Annotated in this window: 21 protein-coding genes; 17 read left to right on the top strand and 4 right to left on the bottom strand. The window is 36.8% G+C overall.

What is annotated here, in order from left to right:
- The first annotated feature begins 8 nt into the window (after positions 1-8).
- A complete protein-coding gene (locus tag CS842_RS06265; protein ID WP_103327973.1) occupies positions 9-581 on the top strand; it encodes a Crp/Fnr family transcriptional regulator in 573 nt (190 codons plus the stop codon).
- 10 nt (positions 582-591) lie between these two features.
- On the opposite strand, the gene CS842_RS06260 is transcribed toward CS842_RS06265, so the two are convergent.
- Both CS842_RS06260 and fabD read right to left on the bottom strand, forming a co-directional pair.
- A complete protein-coding gene (locus CS842_RS06260; protein ID WP_103327972.1) occupies positions 592-1,509 on the bottom strand; it encodes a GYDIA family GHMP kinase in 918 nt (305 codons plus the stop codon).
- Complete coding sequence (gene fabD, locus CS842_RS06255) at positions 1,510-2,391, bottom strand: ACP S-malonyltransferase (RefSeq protein WP_103327971.1); 882 nt, start codon at positions 2,389-2,391, stop codon at positions 1,510-1,512. It abuts the gene before it with no gap.
- Between the two features lie 128 nt (positions 2,392-2,519).
- Here fabD and CS842_RS06250 point away from each other — a divergent pair, with 128 nt between their 5' ends.
- The 10 genes from CS842_RS06250 (at position 2,520) to CS842_RS06205 (ending at position 14,866) form a co-directional block, all read left to right on the top strand.
- A complete protein-coding gene (locus tag CS842_RS06250; protein ID WP_103327970.1) occupies positions 2,520-3,293 on the top strand; it encodes a TatD family hydrolase in 774 nt (257 codons plus the stop codon).
- Positions 3,294-4,847: 1,554 nt separating this feature from the next.
- Positions 4,848-5,555, top strand: a complete 708-nt coding sequence (gene pyrH, locus CS842_RS06245; protein WP_103328058.1) for a UMP kinase — start codon at positions 4,848-4,850, stop codon at positions 5,553-5,555.
- An 8-nt stretch (positions 5,556-5,563) separates the two neighbouring features.
- Positions 5,564-6,118 (top strand): ribosome recycling factor, encoded by a 555-nt coding sequence (frr, locus tag CS842_RS06240; RefSeq protein ID WP_103327969.1) that lies wholly within the window; start codon positions 5,564-5,566, stop codon positions 6,116-6,118.
- A 72-nt stretch (positions 6,119-6,190) separates the two neighbouring features.
- On the top strand, positions 6,191-7,633 hold the full coding sequence (gene asnS, locus CS842_RS06235; RefSeq protein WP_103328057.1) for an asparagine--tRNA ligase: 1,443 nt from the start codon (positions 6,191-6,193) through the stop codon (positions 7,631-7,633).
- 3 nt (positions 7,634-7,636) lie between these two features.
- Positions 7,637-9,097, top strand: a complete 1,461-nt coding sequence (gene rpoN, locus CS842_RS06230; RefSeq protein WP_103327968.1) for an RNA polymerase factor sigma-54 — start codon at positions 7,637-7,639, stop codon at positions 9,095-9,097.
- A gap of 591 nt (positions 9,098-9,688) precedes the next feature.
- Positions 9,689-10,018, top strand: a complete 330-nt coding sequence (locus CS842_RS06225) for a HesB/IscA family protein (protein WP_103327967.1) — start codon at positions 9,689-9,691, stop codon at positions 10,016-10,018.
- A 45-nt stretch (positions 10,019-10,063) separates the two neighbouring features.
- Complete coding sequence (gene sufB / locus CS842_RS06220) at positions 10,064-11,506, top strand: Fe-S cluster assembly protein SufB (protein WP_103327966.1); 1,443 nt, start codon at positions 10,064-10,066, stop codon at positions 11,504-11,506.
- A 44-nt stretch (positions 11,507-11,550) separates the two neighbouring features.
- On the top strand, positions 11,551-12,309 hold the full coding sequence (gene sufC / locus CS842_RS06215; RefSeq protein ID WP_103327965.1) for a Fe-S cluster assembly ATPase SufC: 759 nt from the start codon (positions 11,551-11,553) through the stop codon (positions 12,307-12,309).
- Positions 12,309-13,631 (top strand): Fe-S cluster assembly protein SufD, encoded by a 1,323-nt coding sequence (gene sufD, locus CS842_RS06210; protein WP_103327964.1) that lies wholly within the window; start codon positions 12,309-12,311, stop codon positions 13,629-13,631. Before sufC ends, sufD begins: the two co-directional genes overlap by 1 nt.
- Positions 13,632-13,639: 8 nt before the next feature.
- Positions 13,640-14,866 (top strand): aminotransferase class V-fold PLP-dependent enzyme, encoded by a 1,227-nt coding sequence (locus CS842_RS06205; RefSeq protein ID WP_103327963.1) that lies wholly within the window; start codon positions 13,640-13,642, stop codon positions 14,864-14,866.
- Between the two features lie 12 nt (positions 14,867-14,878).
- Here the strand turns inward: CS842_RS06205 and CS842_RS06200 are convergent, their stop codons facing one another.
- Positions 14,879-15,142 carry a hypothetical protein gene (locus CS842_RS06200; RefSeq protein ID WP_103327962.1) on the bottom strand — a complete coding sequence of 88 codons (264 nt, stop codon included), beginning with the start codon at positions 15,140-15,142 and terminating at the stop codon, positions 14,879-14,881.
- Between the two features lie 701 nt (positions 15,143-15,843).
- Between CS842_RS06200 and CS842_RS08090 the strand changes: the two genes are divergently transcribed.
- The 4 genes from CS842_RS08090 to CS842_RS06180 are packed head-to-tail and all read left to right on the top strand — an operon-like array spanning position 15,844 to position 17,574.
- Positions 15,844-15,966 carry a 30S ribosomal protein THX gene (locus tag CS842_RS08090; RefSeq protein ID WP_103327961.1) on the top strand — a complete coding sequence of 41 codons (123 nt, stop codon included), beginning with the start codon at positions 15,844-15,846 and terminating at the stop codon, positions 15,964-15,966.
- A gap of 12 nt (positions 15,967-15,978) precedes the next feature.
- Positions 15,979-16,704, top strand: coding sequence for a 3'-5' exonuclease family protein (locus tag CS842_RS06190; RefSeq protein WP_103327960.1), 726 nt, complete (start codon positions 15,979-15,981; stop codon positions 16,702-16,704).
- A gap of 47 nt (positions 16,705-16,751) precedes the next feature.
- On the top strand, positions 16,752-17,327 hold the full coding sequence (locus CS842_RS06185) for a MarC family protein (RefSeq protein WP_103328056.1): 576 nt from the start codon (positions 16,752-16,754) through the stop codon (positions 17,325-17,327).
- Positions 17,328-17,337: 10 nt separating this feature from the next.
- On the top strand, positions 17,338-17,574 hold the full coding sequence (locus CS842_RS06180; protein WP_103327959.1) for a hypothetical protein: 237 nt from the start codon (positions 17,338-17,340) through the stop codon (positions 17,572-17,574).
- Between the two features lie 7 nt (positions 17,575-17,581).
- On the opposite strand, the gene rnpA is transcribed toward CS842_RS06180, so the two are convergent.
- Positions 17,582-17,953, bottom strand: a complete 372-nt coding sequence (gene rnpA / locus CS842_RS06175; protein ID WP_103327958.1) for a ribonuclease P protein component — start codon at positions 17,951-17,953, stop codon at positions 17,582-17,584.
- A gap of 1,095 nt (positions 17,954-19,048) precedes the next feature.
- Here rnpA and CS842_RS06165 point away from each other — a divergent pair.
- Positions 19,049-20,293 (top strand): aspartate kinase, encoded by a 1,245-nt coding sequence (locus CS842_RS06165; protein ID WP_103327956.1) that lies wholly within the window; start codon positions 19,049-19,051, stop codon positions 20,291-20,293.
- On the top strand, positions 20,293-22,149 hold the full coding sequence (locus CS842_RS06160) for a bifunctional lysophospholipid acyltransferase family protein/GNAT family N-acetyltransferase (protein ID WP_103327955.1): 1,857 nt from the start codon (positions 20,293-20,295) through the stop codon (positions 22,147-22,149). Before CS842_RS06165 ends, CS842_RS06160 begins: the two co-directional genes overlap by 1 nt.
- Positions 22,150-22,153: the final 4 nt, after the last annotated feature.

The following is a 22,153-nucleotide window of genomic DNA, read 5'->3' as shown; positions in this document are numbered from 1 at the left end:
TTGTAATTATGAGAAATATTAAAAGTTTTTTTGAAAAATATCATCCTATTTCTAAAGAGGATTGGAAATATTTTGAATCGAAAATTATTTCCAAACGTTTCAAAAAAAATGAAATCCTTACTAAGTCCGGCGAGGTGGAGAATTATATATACTATATTAAGTCAGGCATGTCCATGGTAATGGTAGAAAAAAATAAAAAGGAATATGTATTGGAATTCAAAATGATGGGAGAGCCTGTTTCTATTTATTCGTCTTTTCTTACGAGAAAGCCCGCCGATATGAAACTGATTGCGTTATCTAATATGGAAGTTGATTGCATGAGTTATGATCTAATGCAAGAATTTTTAGAGCGTGTAGATTACGCAAATTATATCATAAGAAAGATCACGGAGGAGCAATTTATATTAAAGGCCGAACGTGAAAAGTGCTTGATAAAAGATCCTGCCCTGGAGCGTTATTTAAAATTGCTTCATAAGAGACCAGAACTTTTTCGACAAGTTTCTTTAGGTAGAATCGCCGCCTATATCGGTGTGGCTCCGCAAACTTTAAGCCGTTTACGGCATAATATCATAGAATCGTAAGGAATTAACTTTACTTTTCGTTTAAAATAAATTCTTTAAAGGGAATAAGTGTACAATATCCTCTGCTTTTAAAGTAGCTTTCCATATTCTCTGTACGTGTAATTAATGCAAAGTCTCCGCCCCAGGCACCAAGACTTTTTATTGTATCTGGGTAGTCTTTGAATAAACTTTTTTTTAATGGAGAAACACTCAATATTTTGGCGATTATTTGTTCATGTTCATTTACAAGTTTTTTAAACTTGTCAAAATCTTGACAATGCACGATAGCTAAAGAAATATCAGATAATCTTCTGATAGCTTCGATATGTTTTTTTTTTGAAGTATAGTTTGAAATGGCCGATCTAGTGTTTTTCTTTTTGTTAAGATGAAGAAAAAAAAGCTCTTCAGAAAAAGAAGGTTCAAATCGTATGGGTTTTATATATCGCTTGGACGATTGCAGACGATAAAGAATAGACTGACCTAAAAGGCTACAGGAAATATCACAACCGCTGCCTCCAAAACTTTTATCCGAGAGCTTATAAGGATCTATCTCAAGCCACTGAGAAAGGTTTGATAAAAGAGTAGCACTGCTACCTAAGCCCCAACTTGCTGGAAACTCCAGGTAGGTTTTTACCAGAGTGCCCGTCCATTTTAAAGAAATATTTTTATTACATCTTTGCATCTGTAAAAGCAGCTGCTTAAGTATTTCTGCTATTTGTAAATCAGTGCTACAAAGTATTTCCAGAGAAGGGCTCGAAAAGATGCTTTCGAACCATATTTCTCCATGCTCATCGTAGCTTTTCCAATGCAAATGATGCCTGTTATTTGTTTTTTCAACTTCCATGCTTTGGCCTTTTCGGGTAGCTAAGGCTATCGCCCAGGCCCCGTCGAGCACCGCATATTCTCCGCTGAGTATTATTTTTCCATGGCTATAAAATTGTTTTTTCATCTATAGCGTTGGCTCAGCTGAACAAGTTTTAAACTGTGGATGAATTTTTTTAACGAGTCCTTGTAATACTTTTCCAGGACCGGTTTCTATAAATATATTTGCTCCCTCGCCAATCATTTTTTCTATAGATTGCCGCCACCTTACAGGCGCGGTTAATTGCTCGATAAGATGCTTTTTTATAATATCTGGATCTTCGCATCCTTGGCCATGTACATTTTGATAAATCGGACAGCATGGTCTTTTAATGGAAGTTTTTTTAATAGTATCGGCCAATTTTTTTCGTGCCGGCTCCATTAAAGGAGAGTGAAAAGCCCCTCCTACGGCAAGCATAAGCACTCGTTTAGCGTCTTTATTTTTCATGGCTTCACAAGCTTTTTCCAGAGCTCGTTTTTCTCCAGAAACCACAAGTTGTCCCCGGCAATTGTAGTTAGCTGGAACCACTGTCCCTTGGGTATTTTTACAGATCTCTTCTACTATTTGATCTTCTAGTCCCAATACAGCGGCCATACCAGAGGGTTCGAGCTCACAAGCCTCTTGCATAGCCATTGCTCTTTGATAAACCAGTTCCAGACCTGCTTCAAAATCTAAGCCGCCCGCAGCTACTAATGCTGAAAACTCTCCCAGCGAGTGTCCCGCTACCATACCGGGCGCGAAATTATCTAGTGTCTTTACCAGGATAACCGAATGAAGATATACAGATAGTTGGGTAATATGGGTTTGTCTGAGGTCTTCAGTGTTGCCTTTAAACATGATATCCGTAATACGGAAACCTAGAATTTCATTGGCTCGCTCAAAAAGAGCTTTTCCCTTTGGATTTTCGTATAGTTCCCTACCCATACCAGAGTATTGAGTGCCTTGACCAGGAAAGATATATGCTTTCATTAAGAGATTTTCGTGTACTTGGAGATCCAAAATTAATTGTTTTAAATATAATCAAGGTCGTGTTATTTATCTTTACCTAGCATATCTGCTTATGATGCTGCTTATGACGTAAAATAAAAAACTTTAATATGGAACTTATAGATACCCATACACATCTTTACCTTAAAGAGTTTGATTCTGACCGTTATAAAGTTATAGAAAATGCTTTGAAGGCCGGCGTCCAGCAATTTTATCTACCATCGCTGGATAGCAAGACGTTTTCTTTGATCTTAGATCTTGAGCGTCTTTACCCAGGAATTTGCTTTCCTATGATAGGCTTACATCCTTGTCATGTACATCCTGATATTCTGGAAATTGAATTAGCTTTTATTAAGACTTTCTTGTCCGAACGTAGTTTTTCTGCGATAGGGGAAATAGGTATTGATCTATACTGGGAAAAAAGTTTTTTAAAAGAACAACAAAAAGCCTTTTCTCATCAGATCCATCTAGCTAAACAATCTGATTTGCCTATTGTTATTCACTGCAGGGCGGCTTTCAAAGAGGTTTTTGAGATTCTCGAACAAGAAAAACATCCGAGACTAAGAGGTGTTTTTCATTGCTTCACAGGAACTCTCGAGCAGGCTGAGCAAGCGATCCACTATGGGATGAAATTGGGTATAGGAGGAATAGTTACTTTTAAAAGTAACAGTACTGATCGTTTTCTGCATCGCATCGCTCTCGAGCATATCGTTCTCGAAACCGATGCGCCTTACCTGGCTCCAGTTCCTTACAGGGGTAAGCGAAATGAACCTCTTTTTTTATTGAGAACCCTTTCAAAGCTTGCAGAAGTATATGGCATTGAAGAAAAAGAACTGGCTCATATTACTAGCGCAAATGCTCGTAAGGTCTTTGGAGGTGTATGAAAAAGCTCATCTCTTAGGTAGATGATCTATTTAAAATAGTAAGAATTTATAAACAAAAACAGTAAATGATCGCTAATTCACTGCTTTTTTATTTACAACTTGTAAATCAGTACATTAAGTATAATCCATCCTACTATAAGGATGAATCTCCTTGTGCAGCTCTGTTTATACATAAAAACCTTTTTCAAAATAACTTGTATTCTTTTTAAAAGAAGATTTTTTTGTCGATTTCTGCCTTGATTTTAGTCTTTTTCAGACTTAGTTTATGGTCGTGTTTAATCCTCATAGATAAGGTTTCTAAAAAGAAGTTATCCTATATCTTACAATAAAATTGTATCATAATTTACTTTTATATGGCTAGTGTTGCTCGCTTGTAAGACTTTCTTTTAATAACAAGTATTTTTAAGATCAATCAACTTATAATAGAAGAGAGCTTAAAGTAGGTGAAAAAACTGTAGCAATCTTTATAATACCCAACATTGTGAATAAGAATGCGCTAGAGAGGATATCATATTATTAAATTAGTAGAAAGTAGAAATACGAATAACAAGTAAGGATAATGGCGCAAACAATCAAAGCAATAAATGAAGAGACGATTAGCTTGTAAAGCAGAATTAAGGAAACATGTGATAAGAGAGAATACAGCAAGCGATAATTTCGGAAAAAGAGTATGAATTTAGACAAGTTTAGAAAGTATAAAATATCATGAAAGAAACATTGATGAGATGGATAAGAAGGTTTAAAGAAGGCGCAGTCCGGTGTGAGGTCTGAAAAAGCGGCTAATATTTATATTATATTGGTAATACTCCTCATATACACCTTAAGAAGGTATATACTGAAATACAAGGTCTGAATAAAACTTGAATGAAATAATCCTATCAATAGAGATATTCATCGACGCAGTATTGCGCAGTAAATTATAAGATACTTTCTAGAATGCTTTGATTATTTTATTACAGGCGTTGGCATTGGGGGTCATATTTCCGGAGTGGATAAGATATTAAAAACTACTCTTCCCACTTAAAAGTTTTCGCGCTATAGGACCTGACTTTTTTCAAACTGAATTGCTTGATGTGGCACACTATCGAGAAAAAAATCTTTGAATATGAGCATCGATTGACTGTGGAAGAGGAGGCATCTTCATCGCAGCTTCCTTAGCGGTAAAAGCTAAAAAATTATCTGAAGAATCTTCATCTAAGAAAATCTCTGCTTTTAATTAAGATATCGTTGAGTGCTATCTTTCTGTAAAAAAATCTATTTTGAAAGAATATACATCAAAAAGTATTTTTCCTGATATTTTCCATCTGTTTTTCCGATGGTTAAGAAAATGAATAAAAAAACTATGCACTTAAGAGAAAAATAAATTTTCGCTGACTTAACTGAAACATGTAAAGTCTGAACCTCTTGCTTAATAAGAATTTACTTGATTAAAAATCAATCAGATTGCAGATAATTTTATAAAATATTTTTGATTTATATTATTTTTCAGACTTTTATCTAACCCTCTAATTATAAAAAAGTACACTTGGATTATATTTGCAGAAAATTTCTCAGGTGAAATATAAAAGATCGCTGTTAAAGCTTAGTGGAGAATCTCTGACGGGAGAAGGAAGCTTTGGAATAGATCCTAAACGTCTGTATCAATATGCCCAGGAAGTTAAACAAGTCGTGGAAATGGGCGCTCAGATCGCTATTGTTATTGGCGGCGGAAATATTTTTCGTGGCTTGAGCGGATCCAACCATGGTATTGATCGTGTACAGGGAGATTATATGGGAATGCTCGCCACGGTTATAAACGGTATGGCCTTGCAATGGGCCCTTGAAGATCTTAGGGTGGATACCCGCTTACAAACGGCCATTCGCATGGAACAGCTAGCTGAATCATTTATTAAACGGCGCGCGGTTCGTCATCTAGAAAAAGGACGTGTGGTTATTTTCGTGGCAGGTACCGGTAATCCTTATTTTACTACAGATACAGCCGCTAGCTTGCGCGCGATAGAGATTGGTGCTGAGGTCATATTAAAGGGCACGCGTGTGGATGGGATTTATACGGCAGATCCGGAAAAGAATCACAATGCCGAGAAGCTAGAGAATATTTCTTTTGAAGATGTTTATAACAAACGATTGAATGTTATGGATATGACTGCTTTCACCCTAAGCTGTGAGAACAATGTGCCTATAATTATCTTTGACATGAACAAAAAAAACAATCTTAAAAAAGTGCTTGCCGGCGAGAATATCGGCACATTAGTATCAAAATAAATCATTTTATGGAAAAGCTTGAAGAAATTATTTTAGAAGGTAAAGAGGAAATGGAGAAATCTCTTGAGCGCCTCAGGAAAGCTTTTTCGCAGATTCGCACTGGAAAAGCTAGCCCTCATATGCTCGAGGCAGTTAAGGTGGAATATTATGGCGTGCCCACCCCTTTGAATCAGGTGGCCAACATTAGTGTTATGGACGCCGTGACTTTAAGCATACAACCCTGGGAGCGCAATATGTTATCGGCAATCGATCGTGCGATCATTAATGCTAATATTGGATTTACGCCGATGAGTAATGGCGAAGCTATTCTTATTCATCTTCCTCCTCTTACTGAGGAGCGTCGCAAAGAATTAGTTAAAAGAGCTAAAGCTGAGAAAGAGCTTAGTAAGGTGAGTTTACGAAATATTCGAAAAGAAGCGAATCAGCATCTAAAAAAAATCGAAGCTCTGCCTGAGGATTCACTCAAGATTGCTGAAGAACGGATTCAAAAAATTACCGATGCTTTTGTCAAAAAAACTGATGAGTTATTTTCTTTTAAAGAAAGAGAAATCCTTACGGTTTGATAGCCAACCTTTGGCTGAAGCTAAGCCATCAGGGCAGTGTTCGGAGCTTCTTTTTTATTGACAATTTTATGTATGAAGACGTATTCCATTAAGACGTTGCTTGAGGGAGGTGGATCCTTTCTTGAAAATAAAGTACTTATAAATGCCTGGGTAAGGGCTTTTCGAAGTTATCGTTTTATTGCACTTAATGATGGATCCACTATAAAGGATTTGCAGGTGGTGGTGGATAGCAAATTTTCCGAAGAATTTTTAAAGAAAATCACCATAGGTGCTGCTTTGAAAATTAGCGGCCTTGTTGTCAAAAGCAGAGGAAAAGAACAAACCATCGAAGTTCTTGCCGAGAAGATTAAAATATACAGTGAGACCTCCCCAGAGGTCTTGCAAGGTACTATTTTGCAACCTAAGCGCCACAGCCTAGAAAAACTCCGCGAGCAAGCTCATTTGCGTTTTCGAACTAAGTTCTTCAGTGCTGTGATGCGGATACGTCATCAACTGGCATTCTCCGTGCACAAATATTTCCATAAGCGCGGATTTTTATATGTACACACACCTATTATCACCGCATCAGATGCCGAAGGCGCCGGAGAAATGTTTCGTGTAACTTCCCTTGATTTAAAGAAACTTCCCCGCAATAGTCAAGGTCAAATCGATGAAAGTCAGGATTTCTTTGGACGTTCTACTCATCTTACCGTTTCAGGTCAACTTGAAGGGGAGAGTGCTGCCATGGCTTTGGGTAAGATTTATACATTTGGACCTACTTTCCGTGCTGAAAATTCCAATACCTCACGACATCTGGCTGAATTTTGGATGATAGAGCCGGAAGTGGCTTTTTATGAGCTCTCACAAAATATGGATCTAGCCGAAGATTTTCTGAAATACCTCATAGGTACCATCTTGGAGCATTGCACTGAAGATCTGGATTTTCTCAATCAACGTTTTGTAGAAGAGCAAAAGCAAAAACCTAAACATGACAGATTGGAAAACACTCTTGTAGAGCGTCTGGAATTTGTAAATCGAATGCCTTTTATCAGACTTAGCTACAGCGAAGCCATAAAAATCTTATTAGCTAGCAAAACTCATAAAAAGGGACAGTTTAAACATACTGTAAAATGGGGAATGGATCTGCAATCCGAACACGAACGATATTTGGTAGAAAAACATTTTCGTGCTCCATTAATTTTATTTGATTATCCGGTAGCTGTCAAGGCATTTTATATGCGTTTGAACGAAGATGAAAAAACCGTTCGCGCTATGGATGTCCTTTTCCCTGGTTTAGGAGAAATCATAGGTGGCTCTCAGCGCGAAGAGCGCTATGAGATCTTGCTAAAGTGCATGAAGGAATTAGATATTGATGAGAAACTACTCTGGTGGTATCTCGATACCCGTCGTTTCGGCTCAGCTCCACATAGTGGATTTGGTCTTGGTTTTGAGCGACTTGTGCAGTTTGTTACAGGGATGAGCAATATCAGAGATGTCATTCCTTTTCCGCGTACACCTAAGAACGCAGAGTTTTAAAAAATGTTAAAGCAGCGTCTTCAGCAAAAACTACAACATAAACTATCCCCACAACAAATACAGCTGATGAAGCTCATACAGCTTCCCACCCTGGCATTTGAAGAGCACATTGATCGGGAGTTTGAGGAAAACCCTGCACTTGAACCTGGTCATAATGAGGAAAGCGAGCCTACTAATGAAGATATTGCTCCTTTTGATGAGTGCGAAGGGGATCAAATTATAGATACCTCTGATATCAATATTGACGAATATCTTGGCGATGATGAAGTGCCCGATTACAAAACGCGTATGAACCATCAGGGTGCAGATTGGCAAGAACAAACTTTTTCAGCTATTTCAACCGAGAGTTTTTTTGATCATTTGCGCGGACAACTGCATACTTTTCAATTAGGTGAAGAAGATCTTGCTATAGTTGATTTCATCTTAGGAAATTTAGATGACGATGGTTATCTACGTAGGAGTCTGGAAAATCTCTCAGATGATATGGCTTTCACAGTTGGTTTACACGTGGATGTAAATAAAATAGAACATCTACTTTTGCATGTCGTACAAAAACTTTACCCTTATGGGGTAGGAGCTAGAAATTTAAGAGAGTGCTTATTGATTCAACTTGAAAATAAGCCCTTATCTTCTGTTATCGTACTGGCAAAGCATCTGCTTATCGAGGCTTTTGATCTTTTTTTAAAAAAACACTACGAGAAAATTCAGGAGCGTTTTCAAATCAGTGCTGAGGAATTTCGTGTGATACTTCATCAAATTGAACGTCTTAATCCTAAACCTGGTAAAATATATGAGGGAGGACAATTTTCCACAGAACAAGTCATTCCTGATTTTGTCTTGCGTATTGTAGAAGGACAACTCGAAATCTCGCTTAACACTCGTAACGCTCCTGAACTTAGAGTAGCGCCTTCTTATGCCGATATGTTGCGTTCCTATCAGGAAGGCGCTAGAACATCTCATCAAAAAAATGCAGTTCTTTTCATCAAACAAAAACTCGATGCGGCTAAATGGTTTATAGATGCTGTTAAACAGCGAGAGCATACGCTGTTATTAACTATGAACGCCATTGTTGATTATCAAAGAGCTTATTTTCTGAGCGGTGATGAACAAAAAATGCACCCTATGGTTCTGAAAGATATCGCTATCTATACAGGCATGGACATTTCCACCATATCTCGGGTAGTAAGTAGTAAATATATAGAAACACCTTATGGTACTTTTCTTATCAAAGATTTTTTCTCTGAGGGTATGACCAATGAAGAAGGAGAAGAGGTGTCTACCATTGAGATAAAAAAAATATTAGCTGATCTCATTAGTAAAGAAGGCAAGAAATCACCTCTTAGCGATGAAAAATTGGCTTTACTTCTCAGGAAAAAAGGATATAGCATAGCTAGACGTACTGTAGCAAAATATAGAGAACAACTTCATATTCCCGTGGCCAGGCTGCGCAGGCATTTGCAGTAAAACAACTCATGCAAATATTATAGTGATTTTTATAATATTTACACTATTTATTTTTTTTTTTTTGAAAAGTCTCTTTCGTTAATCTATAAACATTTTAATTGCCTTCTTGTTTTTTCATTATGTAGCTCGTAGTTCTTAAAACACTCTTATTTTAACTCTGCTTTATCACACTTAATGACAGATTCCTTTTATAAGAAACTCAAATGCATAAGATATTCAGAGCAATTTTAAATCTATTTATTAGAATGTAGATTAATTATAAAGTATTTATATTTTTCTGCCTTATTTTTACTAAAACCATTATGAAAAGAAACTTCTTTTGCTTATTTATAATTCAGTTAAGAAATTTGGAGTATTAGCGCTAATGATTTATTTCTGTGTGCCAAAACTTATGAGTATATAAAAAATATTTTCAATAGTTGCTGTAAAATATAAAATCCATCCAAATATTAATAAAAATCATAATAGTATTTATACAATAACTATTGTGTATATTTAATTGATTTATGAATATATTCCTAGATTTTTTTCCTTCAAAAATATCGAAAAATCCTTAAATAGTGCTAATTTTGTGTGTTAAAAATTCTAATCATGGTAAATATATCTGAGCCAGCCAAAGAAAAATTAATTGCATTGATGAAAGAAGAAGGACTATCACCTGCTGCCTCATTCGTGCGTTTTGGAGTGAGAAATGGAGGATGTTCCGGACTTTCTTATGAGCTTACCTTTGATCAAGAAAAAACTGAAGAAGATAAGATTTTTGAAGAAGGTGAAGTAAAGATTCTTGTTAACAAACAAAGTGTTCTTTATTTAGCCGGTACCACACTTGAATACTCTGGAGGTTTGAACGGTCGAGGTTTTTATTTCAATAATCCAAATGCTACGCGAACTTGCGGTTGTGGCGAGAGTTTTTCTGCTTGAGTAAGATTTTAGCTTGTATTTTCCGCATGACATTAAAAAGCTTTCATGAGTAAAGACGATAAAATTCTTAAAGAAGTCACCGAGTCCGATTATAAATATGGTTTTTATATTCAGATTGACTCTGATAAATTTCCTAAAGGTTTGGACGAAAGTGTCGTTCGAGCTCTTTCTGAAAAAAAGGGTGAGCCTGAATGGATGGTCCAATGGCGATTGGAAGCTTTTCGCGTCTGGAAAGATATGAAAGAACCTCAATGGGCCAATGTTCGTTATAAAAAACCTGATTTTCAAGATATCAGCTATTACGCTGCGCCAAAAAAAAAAACTGTACTCAATAGTTCTGATGAGGTAGATTCTGATCTGCTCGATACTTTCAAAAAACTGGGTATTTCATTAGAAGAGCAGAAGCGCTTGAGCGGTGTAGCTGTCGATATAGTAATGGATTCAGTTTCGGTAGCTACTACTTTTAAAGAGACTTTGGCTGAAAAAGGTATAATTTTTTGCCCCATCAGCGAAGCAATACGCGAGCATTCCGAATTGGTTAAAAAATATATAGGAACTGTGGTTCCTCGGACGGACAATTTTTATGCAGCTCTGAATTCAGCCGTTTTTTCCGATGGTTCATTCTGTTATATTCCTAAAGGGGTACACTGCCCAATGGAGCTTTCTACTTATTTTCGTATAAATGAAGGTGGAACGGGGCAATTTGAACGGACTCTGGTCATTGCTGATGAAGGGTCCTATGTGAGTTATCTTGAAGGGTGTACTGCTCCGCAACGTGATGAAAATCAGCTTCATGCTGCTGTAGTGGAGCTTATCGCCTTAGAAAGATCTGAAATCAAGTATTCCACTGTACAAAATTGGTTTCCTGGAGATAAAGACGGAAAAGGCGGCGTTTATAATTTTGTTACCAAACGCGGACTTTGTGAAAAACATGCTAAGATTTCTTGGACACAAGTGGAAACTGGCTCAGCTGTCACCTGGAAATATCCTTCTTGTATCTTAAAAGGAGATGATTCTGTGGGTGAGTTCTACTCGATAGCCTTGACCAAAAACTTTCAACAAGCCGATACTGGCACTAAGATGATTCATATAGGAAAGAATACGCGAAGCACTGTTATTTCCAAAGGAATCTCTGCGGGAAACTCTCAAAACAGTTATCGTGGCTTAGTGAAAATATCTTCAAAAGCTCAAAATGCCCGCAATTTTTCTCAGTGCGATTCCTTACTTATGGGCAATTCATGTGGAGCGCATACTTTTCCTTATATAGAGGTGAAAAATCCTTCAGCTCAGATAGAACATGAAGCTACCACTTCAAAAATCGGTGAAGACCAGATTTTTTATTGCAATCAACGAGGTATAGACGATGAAAAAGCGATAGCTCTCATCGTAAATGGTTTCAGTAGTAAAGTGCTCAATAAACTGCCCATGGAATTTGCTGTCGAGGCTAGAAAGCTCTTAGAAATTTCTCTTGAAGGATCCGTGGGATAATACAAAATATTTTTCCCCTTAAGCTTCCCTTTACAATATTCATTATGTTAAATATCACCAATCTTCATGCCCGTATAGAAGGAAAAGATATTCTTCGAGGAATTAATCTCGAAATCAAATCGGGCGAGATTCATGCCATTATGGGTCCTAATGGTTCGGGAAAAAGTACGCTTTCTTCAATTATATCTGGTAAAGAAGAGTATGAGCTAACGCAGGGAAGCCTCCTTTTTGAAGGAGAAGACATTTCAGGTCTCTCTCCGGAGGAGAGAGCGCACTTGGGCATCTTTCTCTCTTTTCAATATCCTGTGGAGATTCCTGGAGTATCGGTCACCAATTTCATTCGTACAGCTGTGAATGCTTCTAGGAAAGCCAGGAATTTAGAAGAAATGTCGGCAGCTCAAATGCTTAAAAAGATTCGCGAGAAATCAGCACTCTTAGGAATTGACAAAAACTTTCTTTCTCGTTCATTAAACGAGGGTTTTTCGGGGGGAGAAAAAAAACGCAATGAGGTCTTCCAAATGTCCATGCTTGAGCCCAAGCTAGCCATTCTTGATGAGACCGATTCGGGTTTGGATATCGATGCGCTTCGAATAGTATCAGAAGGTGTCAATACGCTAAAAAGTAGTCACAATGCAATTTTGATCATCACACATTATCAGCGTCTTTTAAAATATATTATACCAGATTACGTGCATGTACTTTATCAAGGGAAAATTGTTAAATCAGGTGATCGGGAACTTGCCCTGGAGCTTGAGAAGAAAGGCTATGACTGGATTAAAAAAGAAGTAAAAAAATTTCAATAATGGATCTGAAAGACAGAATCATATCTTCTTATATCGCGCAGCGAGAAACACAGATTCCTGTCAATAGGTATGTTCATCAGCTTCGCTGCATGGCTATTGATGTGTTCGAAAAAAGAGGTTTTCCAATGCCTAATGACGAGGAATGGAAATACACCCATCTTATGCCTTTACTTAAGCGAGATTATACGATTTTTGCCCCTCAGAAGACTTCAGTGGAACGTAAGGATATACAACCTTATCTTTTGGATGATCTCGATAGTTTTCGCCTGGTATTTGTAGATGGAGTGTATAGTTCCTGGCTCTCTGAAACTACTCACCAGGATAAAGATATTTGTGTACTCTCGCATGCGCTTTCTCTAAAAAAATATGGATCAGTCATAGAAAATTATTATTCTAAATTGATTCCGAATCAGGAGGGTCTAAGTGCGCTCAATACAGCTTTTTCGCAAGATGGAGCTTATATTTATATTCCTGAGGGGACTTTAGTTGAAAAGCCTGTTCAAATCTTGTATCTCTCTACCGGTAGGGGAGCTGACCATACTTTGCTTCATCCCAGAAATTTGATGATTTTGGGAAAGGGCGCTCATTTGCAAATCATAGAGCGTCATCATGCCTTGGGGAATCATTCCCCTTTAAGCAATTCAGTGACCGAAATTTATGCTAATGCTTATAGCCATTTGGAATATTTCAAAATTCAGAATGATATACCTCAGGCCTCTTTGATAGATCATACGTTTGTTTCACAAGATCATGGAAGTCAATGCTCAATAGGCACCTTTTCATTTGGAGGGGAGCTTGTGCGAAATAACCTACATGTTTATCAACGCGATCAAGAAGTACATTCACATCTCAACGGTCTTAGTATTCTGCAGGGAGAGAGTTTGGTAGATCACCACACTTTGATGGAGCACGCACATCCTAATGGTCAAAGTCATGAGATTTATAAGGGTATTTTTGACGACAAATCCATAGGGGTTTTCAATGGAAAAATTACGGTGCGTAAACAAGCGCAGAAAACCAATGCTTTTCAGCAGAGCAATAATGTCTTACTTTCTCATGAGGCTACCATAAATACAAAGCCGCAACTTGAAATCTTTGCCGATGACGTCCGCTGCTCCCATGGTTGCACGGTAGGGCAACTCAATCAGCAAGCTCTTTTTTATTTGCGATCGCGAGGCATTCCTGAAAAACAAGCTCGTGCCCAACTCTTGTTTGCTTTTTCCAGGGAGGTGCTCGAGCATATTCCTATTCCACAATTGAAAAACCATATTCACGAGCTTATAGGTAAAAAATTGAATGTGCATTTTGAATTCGCTTTATAACACTTAAAATGCTATCACCATCAGAAATTCTTGAAATTCGTGCTAATTTTCCTATCCTCTGTCAAGAGGTTTATCAAAAGCCCTGGATATATTTGGATAATGCAGCTACTACCCAAAAACCCTCAGCAGTTATTAATGCTATAGATGAGTACTATCTTACTATAAATGCCAATGTGCATCGCGGCGTTCACTATATCAGTAATCTCGCTACAGAAGCCATGGAGCAAAGTCGGGAGCATCTTCGTCAGTTTATTAACGCTTCGAACGTACAGGAGATCATATTCACCAAAGGTACTACCGAATCTATTAATTTAATCTCTGTAATTATAAGTGATTTCATAAATGAAGGAGATGAGATCATTCTTTCTGAATTGGAACACCACTCGAATATTGTTCCCTGGCAGATGCTCTGTCAACGCAAAAAAGCGCGCTTACGCATCATACCTATAGATCGTAATGCTTGTTTAAATTTAGAATGCCTCGACACGCTTTTAAATGAGCGAACACGTCTAGTGGCGGTTAACCATGTTTCCAACGCTTTGGGAGTGATAAATCCTGTAAGGAAAATCATAAAAAAAGCACATGAACAAGGTGCCTGGGTGCTTATAGATGGCGCTCAGGCCATCTCGCACAGTCAGATAGATGTACGCGAGTTAGGTGTTGATTTTTATGCTTTTTCCGCTCACAAGATGTATGGACCTACAGGGGTTGGAGCGCTTTATGGAAAGAGAAAATTATTAGAACGATTTCCCCCCTGGCAAGGAGGAGGTGAAATGATTAAAGAAGTTTCTTTCGAAAAAACGCTTTATGCAGAGTTACCATTTAAGCTAGAGGCCGGTACGCCTAATATCGCCGGTATTATTGCTTGGGAGCAAGCGTTTAGCTTTTTAGAGCATATAGGCATGGAACGTATTAAGATATATGAAACTTATTTACTCGATGAAGCAAACAGATCTTTACAAGAGATACCTAATCTTTTGCTCTATGCCAATAGAGCGTTGCGTTCAGCCGTAACCTCTTTTAATTTATCATGCGCTCATCCATTTGATGTAGGTAGTATTCTCGATAGAATGGGTATTGCAGTACGTACGGGGCATCACTGCGCACAGCCTCTTATGCGTGTATTAAATGCCCCGGGAACAGTACGCGCGAGCTTTGCTGTTTATAATACGCTGGAAGAAGTTGAAAAACTTTGTGATGCCGTTGGTAAAGCCTCTAAAATGTTAATTTCCTGAAAATTTAGAATTTTAAGTGGGTTTTTTATTATTTTCCGCTATTCTGGGATATTTTTTGAGTAATTTGAAAAGACGTTTTTTTGCCAGTTTTTTTACCTCCGTGCTTATATGAGGGCTTTCAAGACACTTAAAACAGAGTTTTCCAATTTTTCTATGAAGTTTTTCTGGAAGTTCTTTGTTTAAAATCTTAATTAATTCTTTTTGATTTTGAGAAAAATTAAATCTTTCTTCAAAGGCGTTTATATCATTAATTAGCTTATCGATAATAGACTCCATAATTAATGCATTTTATTTTCCAGATGTATATCTTTTGATTTCATTTTTTCAAGAGCTTTTAATAAATAGTATTCTTTATCGATATATCTTGTTAAGTGACATAGATAAAAATCGTTGAATACCAAATTTAGCATCCTAATCCGTGTAATATACACAATAATCAGCGGCCAATCCACAGATAAAAACTGATTCTACTCCCAAGCTATTGAGTAACTACCCAGGTCTGTAGCATGAAGATGTGCATTATCAAAATGCACTATAGCTACCTCTTTCCGGATGCATGCCCCTTCTAAATATAGCTCGCACAGCCCGGTGTCTAGATGATTCGACCAAATCTGGACCTTTGCTACCCTGTATGCAATGCTCAGGCCAAAATGCTTGCTCTTTCCCTTGCCAAAGAATGCTTTTAAATGCTTTTTTTTAGGTTGATCGGAGTAAAACTTTTATGATCAGACGGATGCCAATCCTTCGTAGCCACTATCAGATCAATTTTTTTTGTTCTTGATTTATCTCAAAAATAATGTCACTTCCCTTTGGTATGGGCAACGCTCCATCTTCTATAAAATCATTTTAAACATCAACGATGATAAGCGCTTTTTTCATGAAAATCTTATAACTTGGTGAAGTTCTTTAATGTAATATTTTTTAACTTTGTGCATACAATAAATCAACTATTTCTAAATCACAAAAATAAATAGATTATGGGAAAGGGGGATCAGAAAACCCGTCACGGAAAAATTAACAGAGGTACTTATGGGAGTACTCGTTTAAGTCAAAAAAATTTAAGACGCAAGAAAAAGACTGATCAGACTGCTGCAAATTAATTTTATTTAATAGTGAGGATTGCTAAAATTCCTTCTGAATCCGTTCTTTTTGTCCATATTGAAACAGTTCCTGTGGTAGCTCATTTTGAAGAGCTTTCCGAGACTATGAGGCGAATTTTCAGAAATAAAATCGCTCATATAAAGGAAGAAGAGCGCAGAGTAGAGGAATATTTCATGGAACGAGCGGCTATATGGGCGGAATTCTCTAGAGTTCTTTGTATTTCTTGTGGCTATATCCAAGGCACAGATGCATTTCGTGTAAAGAGTTTCTATGGTGATAATGAGTCGGCACTGTTAGCAGAGTTCATCGATTTGTTAAATAAACATTACAACCCTTCAGAGCATTTTCTTTGTGCGCATAATGCTAAAGAGTTTTATTTTCCTTTTCTTTGCAGACGCATGTTGATCAACAATCTCCAGATTTCTGATGTTCTTGATTTACAAGGTAAAAAACCATGGGAAAGCACATATCTCGATACTATGGACCTCTGGCGTTTTGGAGACTGCAGATATTTTACATCTTTAGAGCTATTAGCGGAAGTTTTTCATATTCCTAATAATAGGGGTGTAAAGGAAAATGAAGTATATCATATGTATTATGAGAAAAGAAAACAGTGGAATAATATTGTACAACGCTGTGAAGAGAGTGTTCAGATAGTTGCTCAGCTGTTTCGCAAATATCGACGCGAAAACTTGCTCAGTAAAGTAATAACAGGAAAAAACTCTTCGTTTATTTAAAATCTTTAACTTCAATGGCGCTTTTTTACGCAAGTATAATTAATTATATGGAGTGGATCAAACAATGTGTGAGCTGTTTTATGGTACTTTTCAGCATCATTGATATTATAGGAAATACTCCTACTATCATGAATTTTAAAACCAAAGGAAATCTTATCGATTCGAAGAAAGTTGTTTTGGCGTGCTTATGCATTTTTCTTTCTTTCCTCTTTTTAGGTCAGTCCATATTAACTATCATCGGGATCGATGTGAATTCTTTTTCCGTGGCTGGCTCTATAGTGCTTTTTTTTATCGCTTTGGAGATGATCCTGGGGATAGAACTTCATAAAACCTCTGAAAGCGCGCAGGCTTCGATTGTTCCTATAGCTTTTCCATTGATTGCCGGCCCTGGTTCTTTAACCACCTTGATTTCCCTTCGAGCTGCCTATAGCCTTAGTGTTATTATCATAGCCTTAGTTATGAATATGTTAGTGGCTTATTTAGTAATTGAGAAATCTGATTTTGTAGCGCGAAAAATGGGTAAAGATGGCTTAAATGTGCTTAAAAAAGTATTTGGAATCGTACTTTTAGCCTTTGCCGTGAAAATGTTTGCCGCTAATGCTTACAAGCTCATTCAGACCTGAAAAAGTAATTATGAAAAAGTTTTTGTATATACTGCTCTGCGCTTTTGTTTTCTTAGCGGGGTTCTATATATATCTGATATTCGATGAAGAAAAAGATCCGGCCGACATTTATTCTCTAAGGCGTTGGTTGGGCTCGCTTATCGCTCTGTGTGGATTCTTATTAGTTGTCATTTATTTATTGCTTGCTAAGTTTAGAGAGAAAAACACTTTGCAAAGAAAAAAAATTGCTGATGATAGCTTTTTCTGAGAAAATATCATCTCTTTTCCTGCGTTAGAAAAAAAAGACTTCTTTTAACGAGTTGCTCTGTTTTTTGAAAATCGAGCAACTCTTTATCCATCCAGATAAAAAATATAGAATAATTTGTCTCAGTTTTATTCAAAAGATGCTTGTTAATTCTATAAGCGCTTCTCAGGCGCCTTTTGATTTGATTCCTCTCTACAGCTTTTTTGACAAATTTTTTAGGCGCTGATACGCCTATCTGTGTGTCCTTTTGCTCAGGTACATTTTTAAGATAGATCATTTTTAAGGCCTCAGTTTGTAGAATATGACCTTTTTTGAAGATCTCTATCATCTTTTGCCTGCTTTTTAAGCGTTCGTATTTCTTAAAATGATGGTTTCTGATCATTATATTTTAAAATTAGTTCCTTTTCTTAAAAAAAATGAAATGGTCTTAGAATATAAACCTCGTTAAGGTTGCATAAGTTCTTTTGCTTTCTATACAATTTTGAAACATCCACAAAAAAAGGAGCTTGTTGGTGAAGATTTTCAGGCTGAAATCTAGTATTCGCCTATGTCCTTCAGAAACCTTTCCACCAGCTTGCTCGGCTAAAAGCCATAGAATTACACTCGATCAGAGCAGCCTTAACTTACCTTTAGGCGGCACATGTAAGCTTTTTTAACTCATTTTTTGAGAAATCTCTGTAATTCCCTATATCTAATAGAGTAGATTTAACTTTCATTCATAAATTGCATCCGAGAATCGGATAAATTAAAATGTACCTAGCGAAGGATTTAAGGTAAACTTGTTCATTTCATGGTCTATGGTGTATCTAGCATAGTTGATGAGCAGTAGATGATATAGCCTGCTGCAATTTTCTCTTAAGCTTTTTGTAAAAAATATTTAAGCTTTACTTCTTTTACTTTAGAACTTATTTTTTTATAGATGGAAAAAATGTTCGCATAAATCTTGGCAGATCTGTTCGATAGATCTATTAACGCTACATATTTTCTTTTAAGAAATTTGGAATAGCCTTTATACAGCAATAAAATTTTCACTCTCTTGCTGATGAAGTAATGCCACATACTACATTTCTCTATAAGAGCTTCAATAAACACATTATTAAGCAAATTCATCGATTTTTGTTGAGTTTCGACGTGTATATTCATTACACCACTTTTACCAATGTATATTATTGGTATTTCGGTTTACCTTACGATTGATTACCTTAGCAGGTAATTAGTTATTGAACTAAAGGCTGTGAGAGCTCCCCTGTGGGGGAAATAAATTCGTTTTGATTTACTTTATAAATTCTTTAGGGGTATAGTTTTTCTTATAGTAATGAGAATGAAGGGTCAAATAATAAATCAATTTAGATCTCTTCTAAAGAAACGAACACAGCATAGAATACATTTTTTTATTGAATTGAATTTATAAATTTTGAACGAATTTTGAAATATGTTTTAATGCAGATAAAATAGCTTAAAATCCAGGTTACTCGAGATGAAAGTTTACAAATTTGGGGGCGCATCTATAAAAGATGCAGCGAGCGTAAAAAATATAGCTACAGTTCTGAAAACTGTGGGATATAAGAATATTTTGATGGTAGTTTCAGCTATGGGAAAGACTACTAATACTCTTGAGAGGCTAGTGCAGATGTATTTCTCGAAACAAGATATTGATGCAAGTATTGCGCAAATTGCTCAAGATCATTTGCAAATCACCACAACCTTGTTTTTATCGACTCATTCCATATTTGAAGAGATTGATGTTTTTTTTTCCGATATAAAGATTTTTTTTCAAAGGAATAAATCACCGAGTTATGATTTTGTGTATGATCAAATCGTAAGTTTTGGCGAACTCATCTCTACAAAAATCATCAGCGAATATCTTCGACTTATAGGTATAGAAAATGAATGGCTGGATGTTCGAGACTATATAAAAACCGATGTTAATTATCGTCAAGCAAACGTCGACTGGCAAGAGACAGCTAAAAGGATAGGAATTTTAAAAAAAGACGCCTTTTATGTTACACAAGGTTTTATAGGATCAGATTTTAATGGCTTTACCACCACTTTAGGTAGGGAAGGCTCAGATTATACAGCAGCCATTTTCGCATGGTGCCTAGATGGCGAGAGTCAGACTATATGGAAAGATGTGCCCGGTGTATTAAATGCAGATCCGCGTTATTTTTCAGAGACAAAACTCTTGCAGCAACTCTCCTATGAAGAAGCTATAGAGTTAGCTTATTACGGAGCTTCAGTAATTCATCCTAAAACCCTTCAACCCCTCCAGGATAAAAGTATACCCTTATACGTTCGTTCTTTTTTGAATCTTAAACAGCCAGGAACCTCTGTTAAAAAGGGCCCTATGTTGCTTCCTATGCTTCCCTGTTATATTCTTAAGAAGAATCAGGTGCTTTTATCATTCTCAAGCAAAGATTTTGCTTTTATCGCTGAGCATAACATCAGTGAGATTTTCAAAATTTTTGCTGAATTTGCTATTAAGGTTAACTTAATGCAGAGCTCGGCCATAAGCTTTTCAGTATGTATCGAGGATACTTTCAAGCACCTTGAACATTTTCTCGAGAAATGGCAAAACCAATATAGAATGCGTATTTCCAGAGGTGTTTCTCTTTATACCTTAAGGCATTATGATGCAGAATCTATGACAAAGATCTCATCAAACAAAAATATTTTATTGAGGCAGCTTACTACAGATACTGCACAATGGGTAGTAGAAGAATAATGGAATTAGTTACACAAGAACAACTGAAAAAAGCCCTTGGTTTAAAAAGATACGGCAAGCTAGGCGATTTTCTGATCACTTCCCTTATGTCCATCTTATCACTTAATCGTGTTAATGAGGTATATGAGAGTTGTAAACATCTCAAAGGACAGGATTTTTTACAAGCTTTGATCGATAAATTTCAGCTTAACTATGACGTACACGCGGATGATCTCAAGCGCATTCCTGAAAATGGTCCTTTTATCACTATTTCCAATCATCCTTTAGGAGCGCTTGACGGTATTCTATTAATAAAAATCCTCTCAAAAGAACGTCCAGATTTTAAGGTAATGGCTAACTTCTTACTTAATAAAGTCGCTCCTCTGCAGCCTTACGTGCTATCGGTGAACCCTCTTGAGGACTATAAAGAAATTTCCTCAAGTATAAGTGGAATCAAAAGTGCGCTTTCACATCTTAAAAAAGGACATCCCATGGGAATGTTCCCGGCCGGGGAGGTCTCGCAAATTCATAAAAGAGGAGGAGAGATTACCGACAGAGCCTGGCAAGCACCAGCTATAAAGATGCTTATGAAAGTTCAGGTTCCGGTCATTCCTGTATACTTTCACGGTCGCAATAGTCTTTGGTTTTATCGACTTTCTTCTTTAAACGGTAAATTAAGAACAGCTATGCTTCCTTCTGAGGTTTTTCGGCAAAAGGGGAAAACTTTACGTATGCGTATAGGTAAGCCTATATTGCCCAAACAGCTAGCAGAGATGAAAGGTATCGAGGAGGTGTCGGATTTTCTAAGGAAAAAAACCTATGTCCTGGCTAATATTTATGAGAAAAAATTACCAGCTTCTGCCATTAAGGAGCAGCTTTATAAAAATAAAAAAAAAATCAAGAAGATTATTTCAAGTATTCCGTTGGAACTTATCAAAAAGAATCTTTCGGGACTCTATGCTGAGGATTTACTTTTTACCAGCAGCAATTATGAGATATTTTGCACGCTCGCTTCCAAGGCTCCAAATATTTTTAATGAAATTGCGCGTTTGAGAGAAATCACTTATCGTGAAGTAGGCGAAGGTACGAATGAGGCATTGGATCGTGATCACTTTGATGAATATTACCATCATCTGTTTGTATGGGATAAAGAAGCTGAAAAAATCGTCGGGGCTTACCGACTTGGATTTGGCAAAGAGATTTTTAATAAATACGGTATTAAGGGATTTTATTTATCCGGTCTTTTTGATTTTGACTCTGAATTATATCCCTTTTTTAGCAAAAGCATTGAAATGGGACGTTCTTTTCTGATCAAAGAATACCAACAGAAACCTTTGCCATTGTTTTTGCTTTGGCGCGGTATAGTTCATATGACCTTGCGTTTTCCGGAATACAAATACTTAGTTGGCGGAGTGAGTATTAGCAATCAATTTTCCGATTTTTCCATTTCTGTTATGATTGAATTCATGAAATCTCATTTCTACGATCCTTTTGTAGCTCAGTATGTTCGTCCAAAGAATGCTTATAAGGTTCGTCTTAAAGAAAGCGATAAGGAGTTTATTTTTGATGAATCTAAGGCAGATCTCAACAAATTTGATAAACTTATAGATGAGATTGAGCCCGGTCATCTTCGACTTCCAGTATTAATTAAAAAGTATATTAAACAAAATGCCCGTGTGGTAGCTTTTAATGTAGATCCTAAATTCAATGACGCTACCGATGGCTTGATGTATATACGTATTTCAGATATCCCACAAGAAACCGTAAAGCCGGTTATGGAAGATTTTCAATCTTCTCTTGAGAAGAAAAAATCGCAATCAGAAAAAAGATCCTCTCTCAAGAGAGAAAGAGAAATGAAAGACTCACAATGTCCATAGGTGC

It is taken from the genome of Bacteroidetes bacterium endosymbiont of Geopemphigus sp. (assembly GCF_002904345.1).
GTDB lineage: Bacteria > Bacteroidota > Bacteroidia > Flavobacteriales > Blattabacteriaceae > GSPS2-BC2016.
Note: the sequence above shows the minus strand (reverse complement) of the source record. Positions and strands in the feature narration are given on the sequence as shown.

Bases quoted from the DNA above. Each gene is read 5' to 3' on its own strand.
- CS842_RS06200 (WP_103327962.1), bottom strand. From the start codon at position 15,142: ATGGAGTCTATTATCGATAAGCTAATTAATGATATAAACGCCTTTGAA.
- CS842_RS06250 (WP_103327970.1), top strand. From the start codon at position 2,520: ATGGAACTTATAGATACCCATACACATCTTTACCTTAAAGAGTTTGAT.
- CS842_RS06165 (WP_103327956.1), top strand. From the start codon at position 19,049: ATGAAAGTTTACAAATTTGGGGGCGCATCTATAAAAGATGCAGCGAGC.
- CS842_RS06225 (WP_103327967.1), top strand. From the start codon at position 9,689: ATGGTAAATATATCTGAGCCAGCCAAAGAAAAATTAATTGCATTGATG.
- CS842_RS06265 (WP_103327973.1), top strand. From the start codon at position 9: ATGAGAAATATTAAAAGTTTTTTTGAAAAATATCATCCTATTTCTAAA.
- sufD (WP_103327964.1), top strand. From the start codon at position 12,309: ATGGATCTGAAAGACAGAATCATATCTTCTTATATCGCGCAGCGAGAA.
- CS842_RS06260 (WP_103327972.1), bottom strand. From the start codon at position 1,509: ATGAAAAAACAATTTTATAGCCATGGAAAAATAATACTCAGCGGAGAA.
- asnS (WP_103328057.1), top strand. From the start codon at position 6,191: ATGAAGACGTATTCCATTAAGACGTTGCTTGAGGGAGGTGGATCCTTT.
- CS842_RS06160 (WP_103327955.1), top strand. From the start codon at position 20,293: ATGGAATTAGTTACACAAGAACAACTGAAAAAAGCCCTTGGTTTAAAA.
- rpoN (WP_103327968.1), top strand. From the start codon at position 7,637: ATGTTAAAGCAGCGTCTTCAGCAAAAACTACAACATAAACTATCCCCA.
- CS842_RS06185 (WP_103328056.1), top strand. From the start codon at position 16,752: ATGGAGTGGATCAAACAATGTGTGAGCTGTTTTATGGTACTTTTCAGC.
- frr (WP_103327969.1), top strand. From the start codon at position 5,564: ATGGAAAAGCTTGAAGAAATTATTTTAGAAGGTAAAGAGGAAATGGAG.
- CS842_RS08090 (WP_103327961.1), top strand. From the start codon at position 15,844: ATGGGAAAGGGGGATCAGAAAACCCGTCACGGAAAAATTAACAGAGGT.
- CS842_RS06180 (WP_103327959.1), top strand. From the start codon at position 17,338: ATGAAAAAGTTTTTGTATATACTGCTCTGCGCTTTTGTTTTCTTAGCG.
- sufB (WP_103327966.1), top strand. From the start codon at position 10,064: ATGAGTAAAGACGATAAAATTCTTAAAGAAGTCACCGAGTCCGATTAT.
- CS842_RS06205 (WP_103327963.1), top strand. From the start codon at position 13,640: ATGCTATCACCATCAGAAATTCTTGAAATTCGTGCTAATTTTCCTATC.
- rnpA (WP_103327958.1), bottom strand. From the start codon at position 17,953: ATGATCAGAAACCATCATTTTAAGAAATACGAACGCTTAAAAAGCAGG.
- fabD (WP_103327971.1), bottom strand. From the start codon at position 2,391: ATGAAAGCATATATCTTTCCTGGTCAAGGCACTCAATACTCTGGTATG.
- sufC (WP_103327965.1), top strand. From the start codon at position 11,551: ATGTTAAATATCACCAATCTTCATGCCCGTATAGAAGGAAAAGATATT.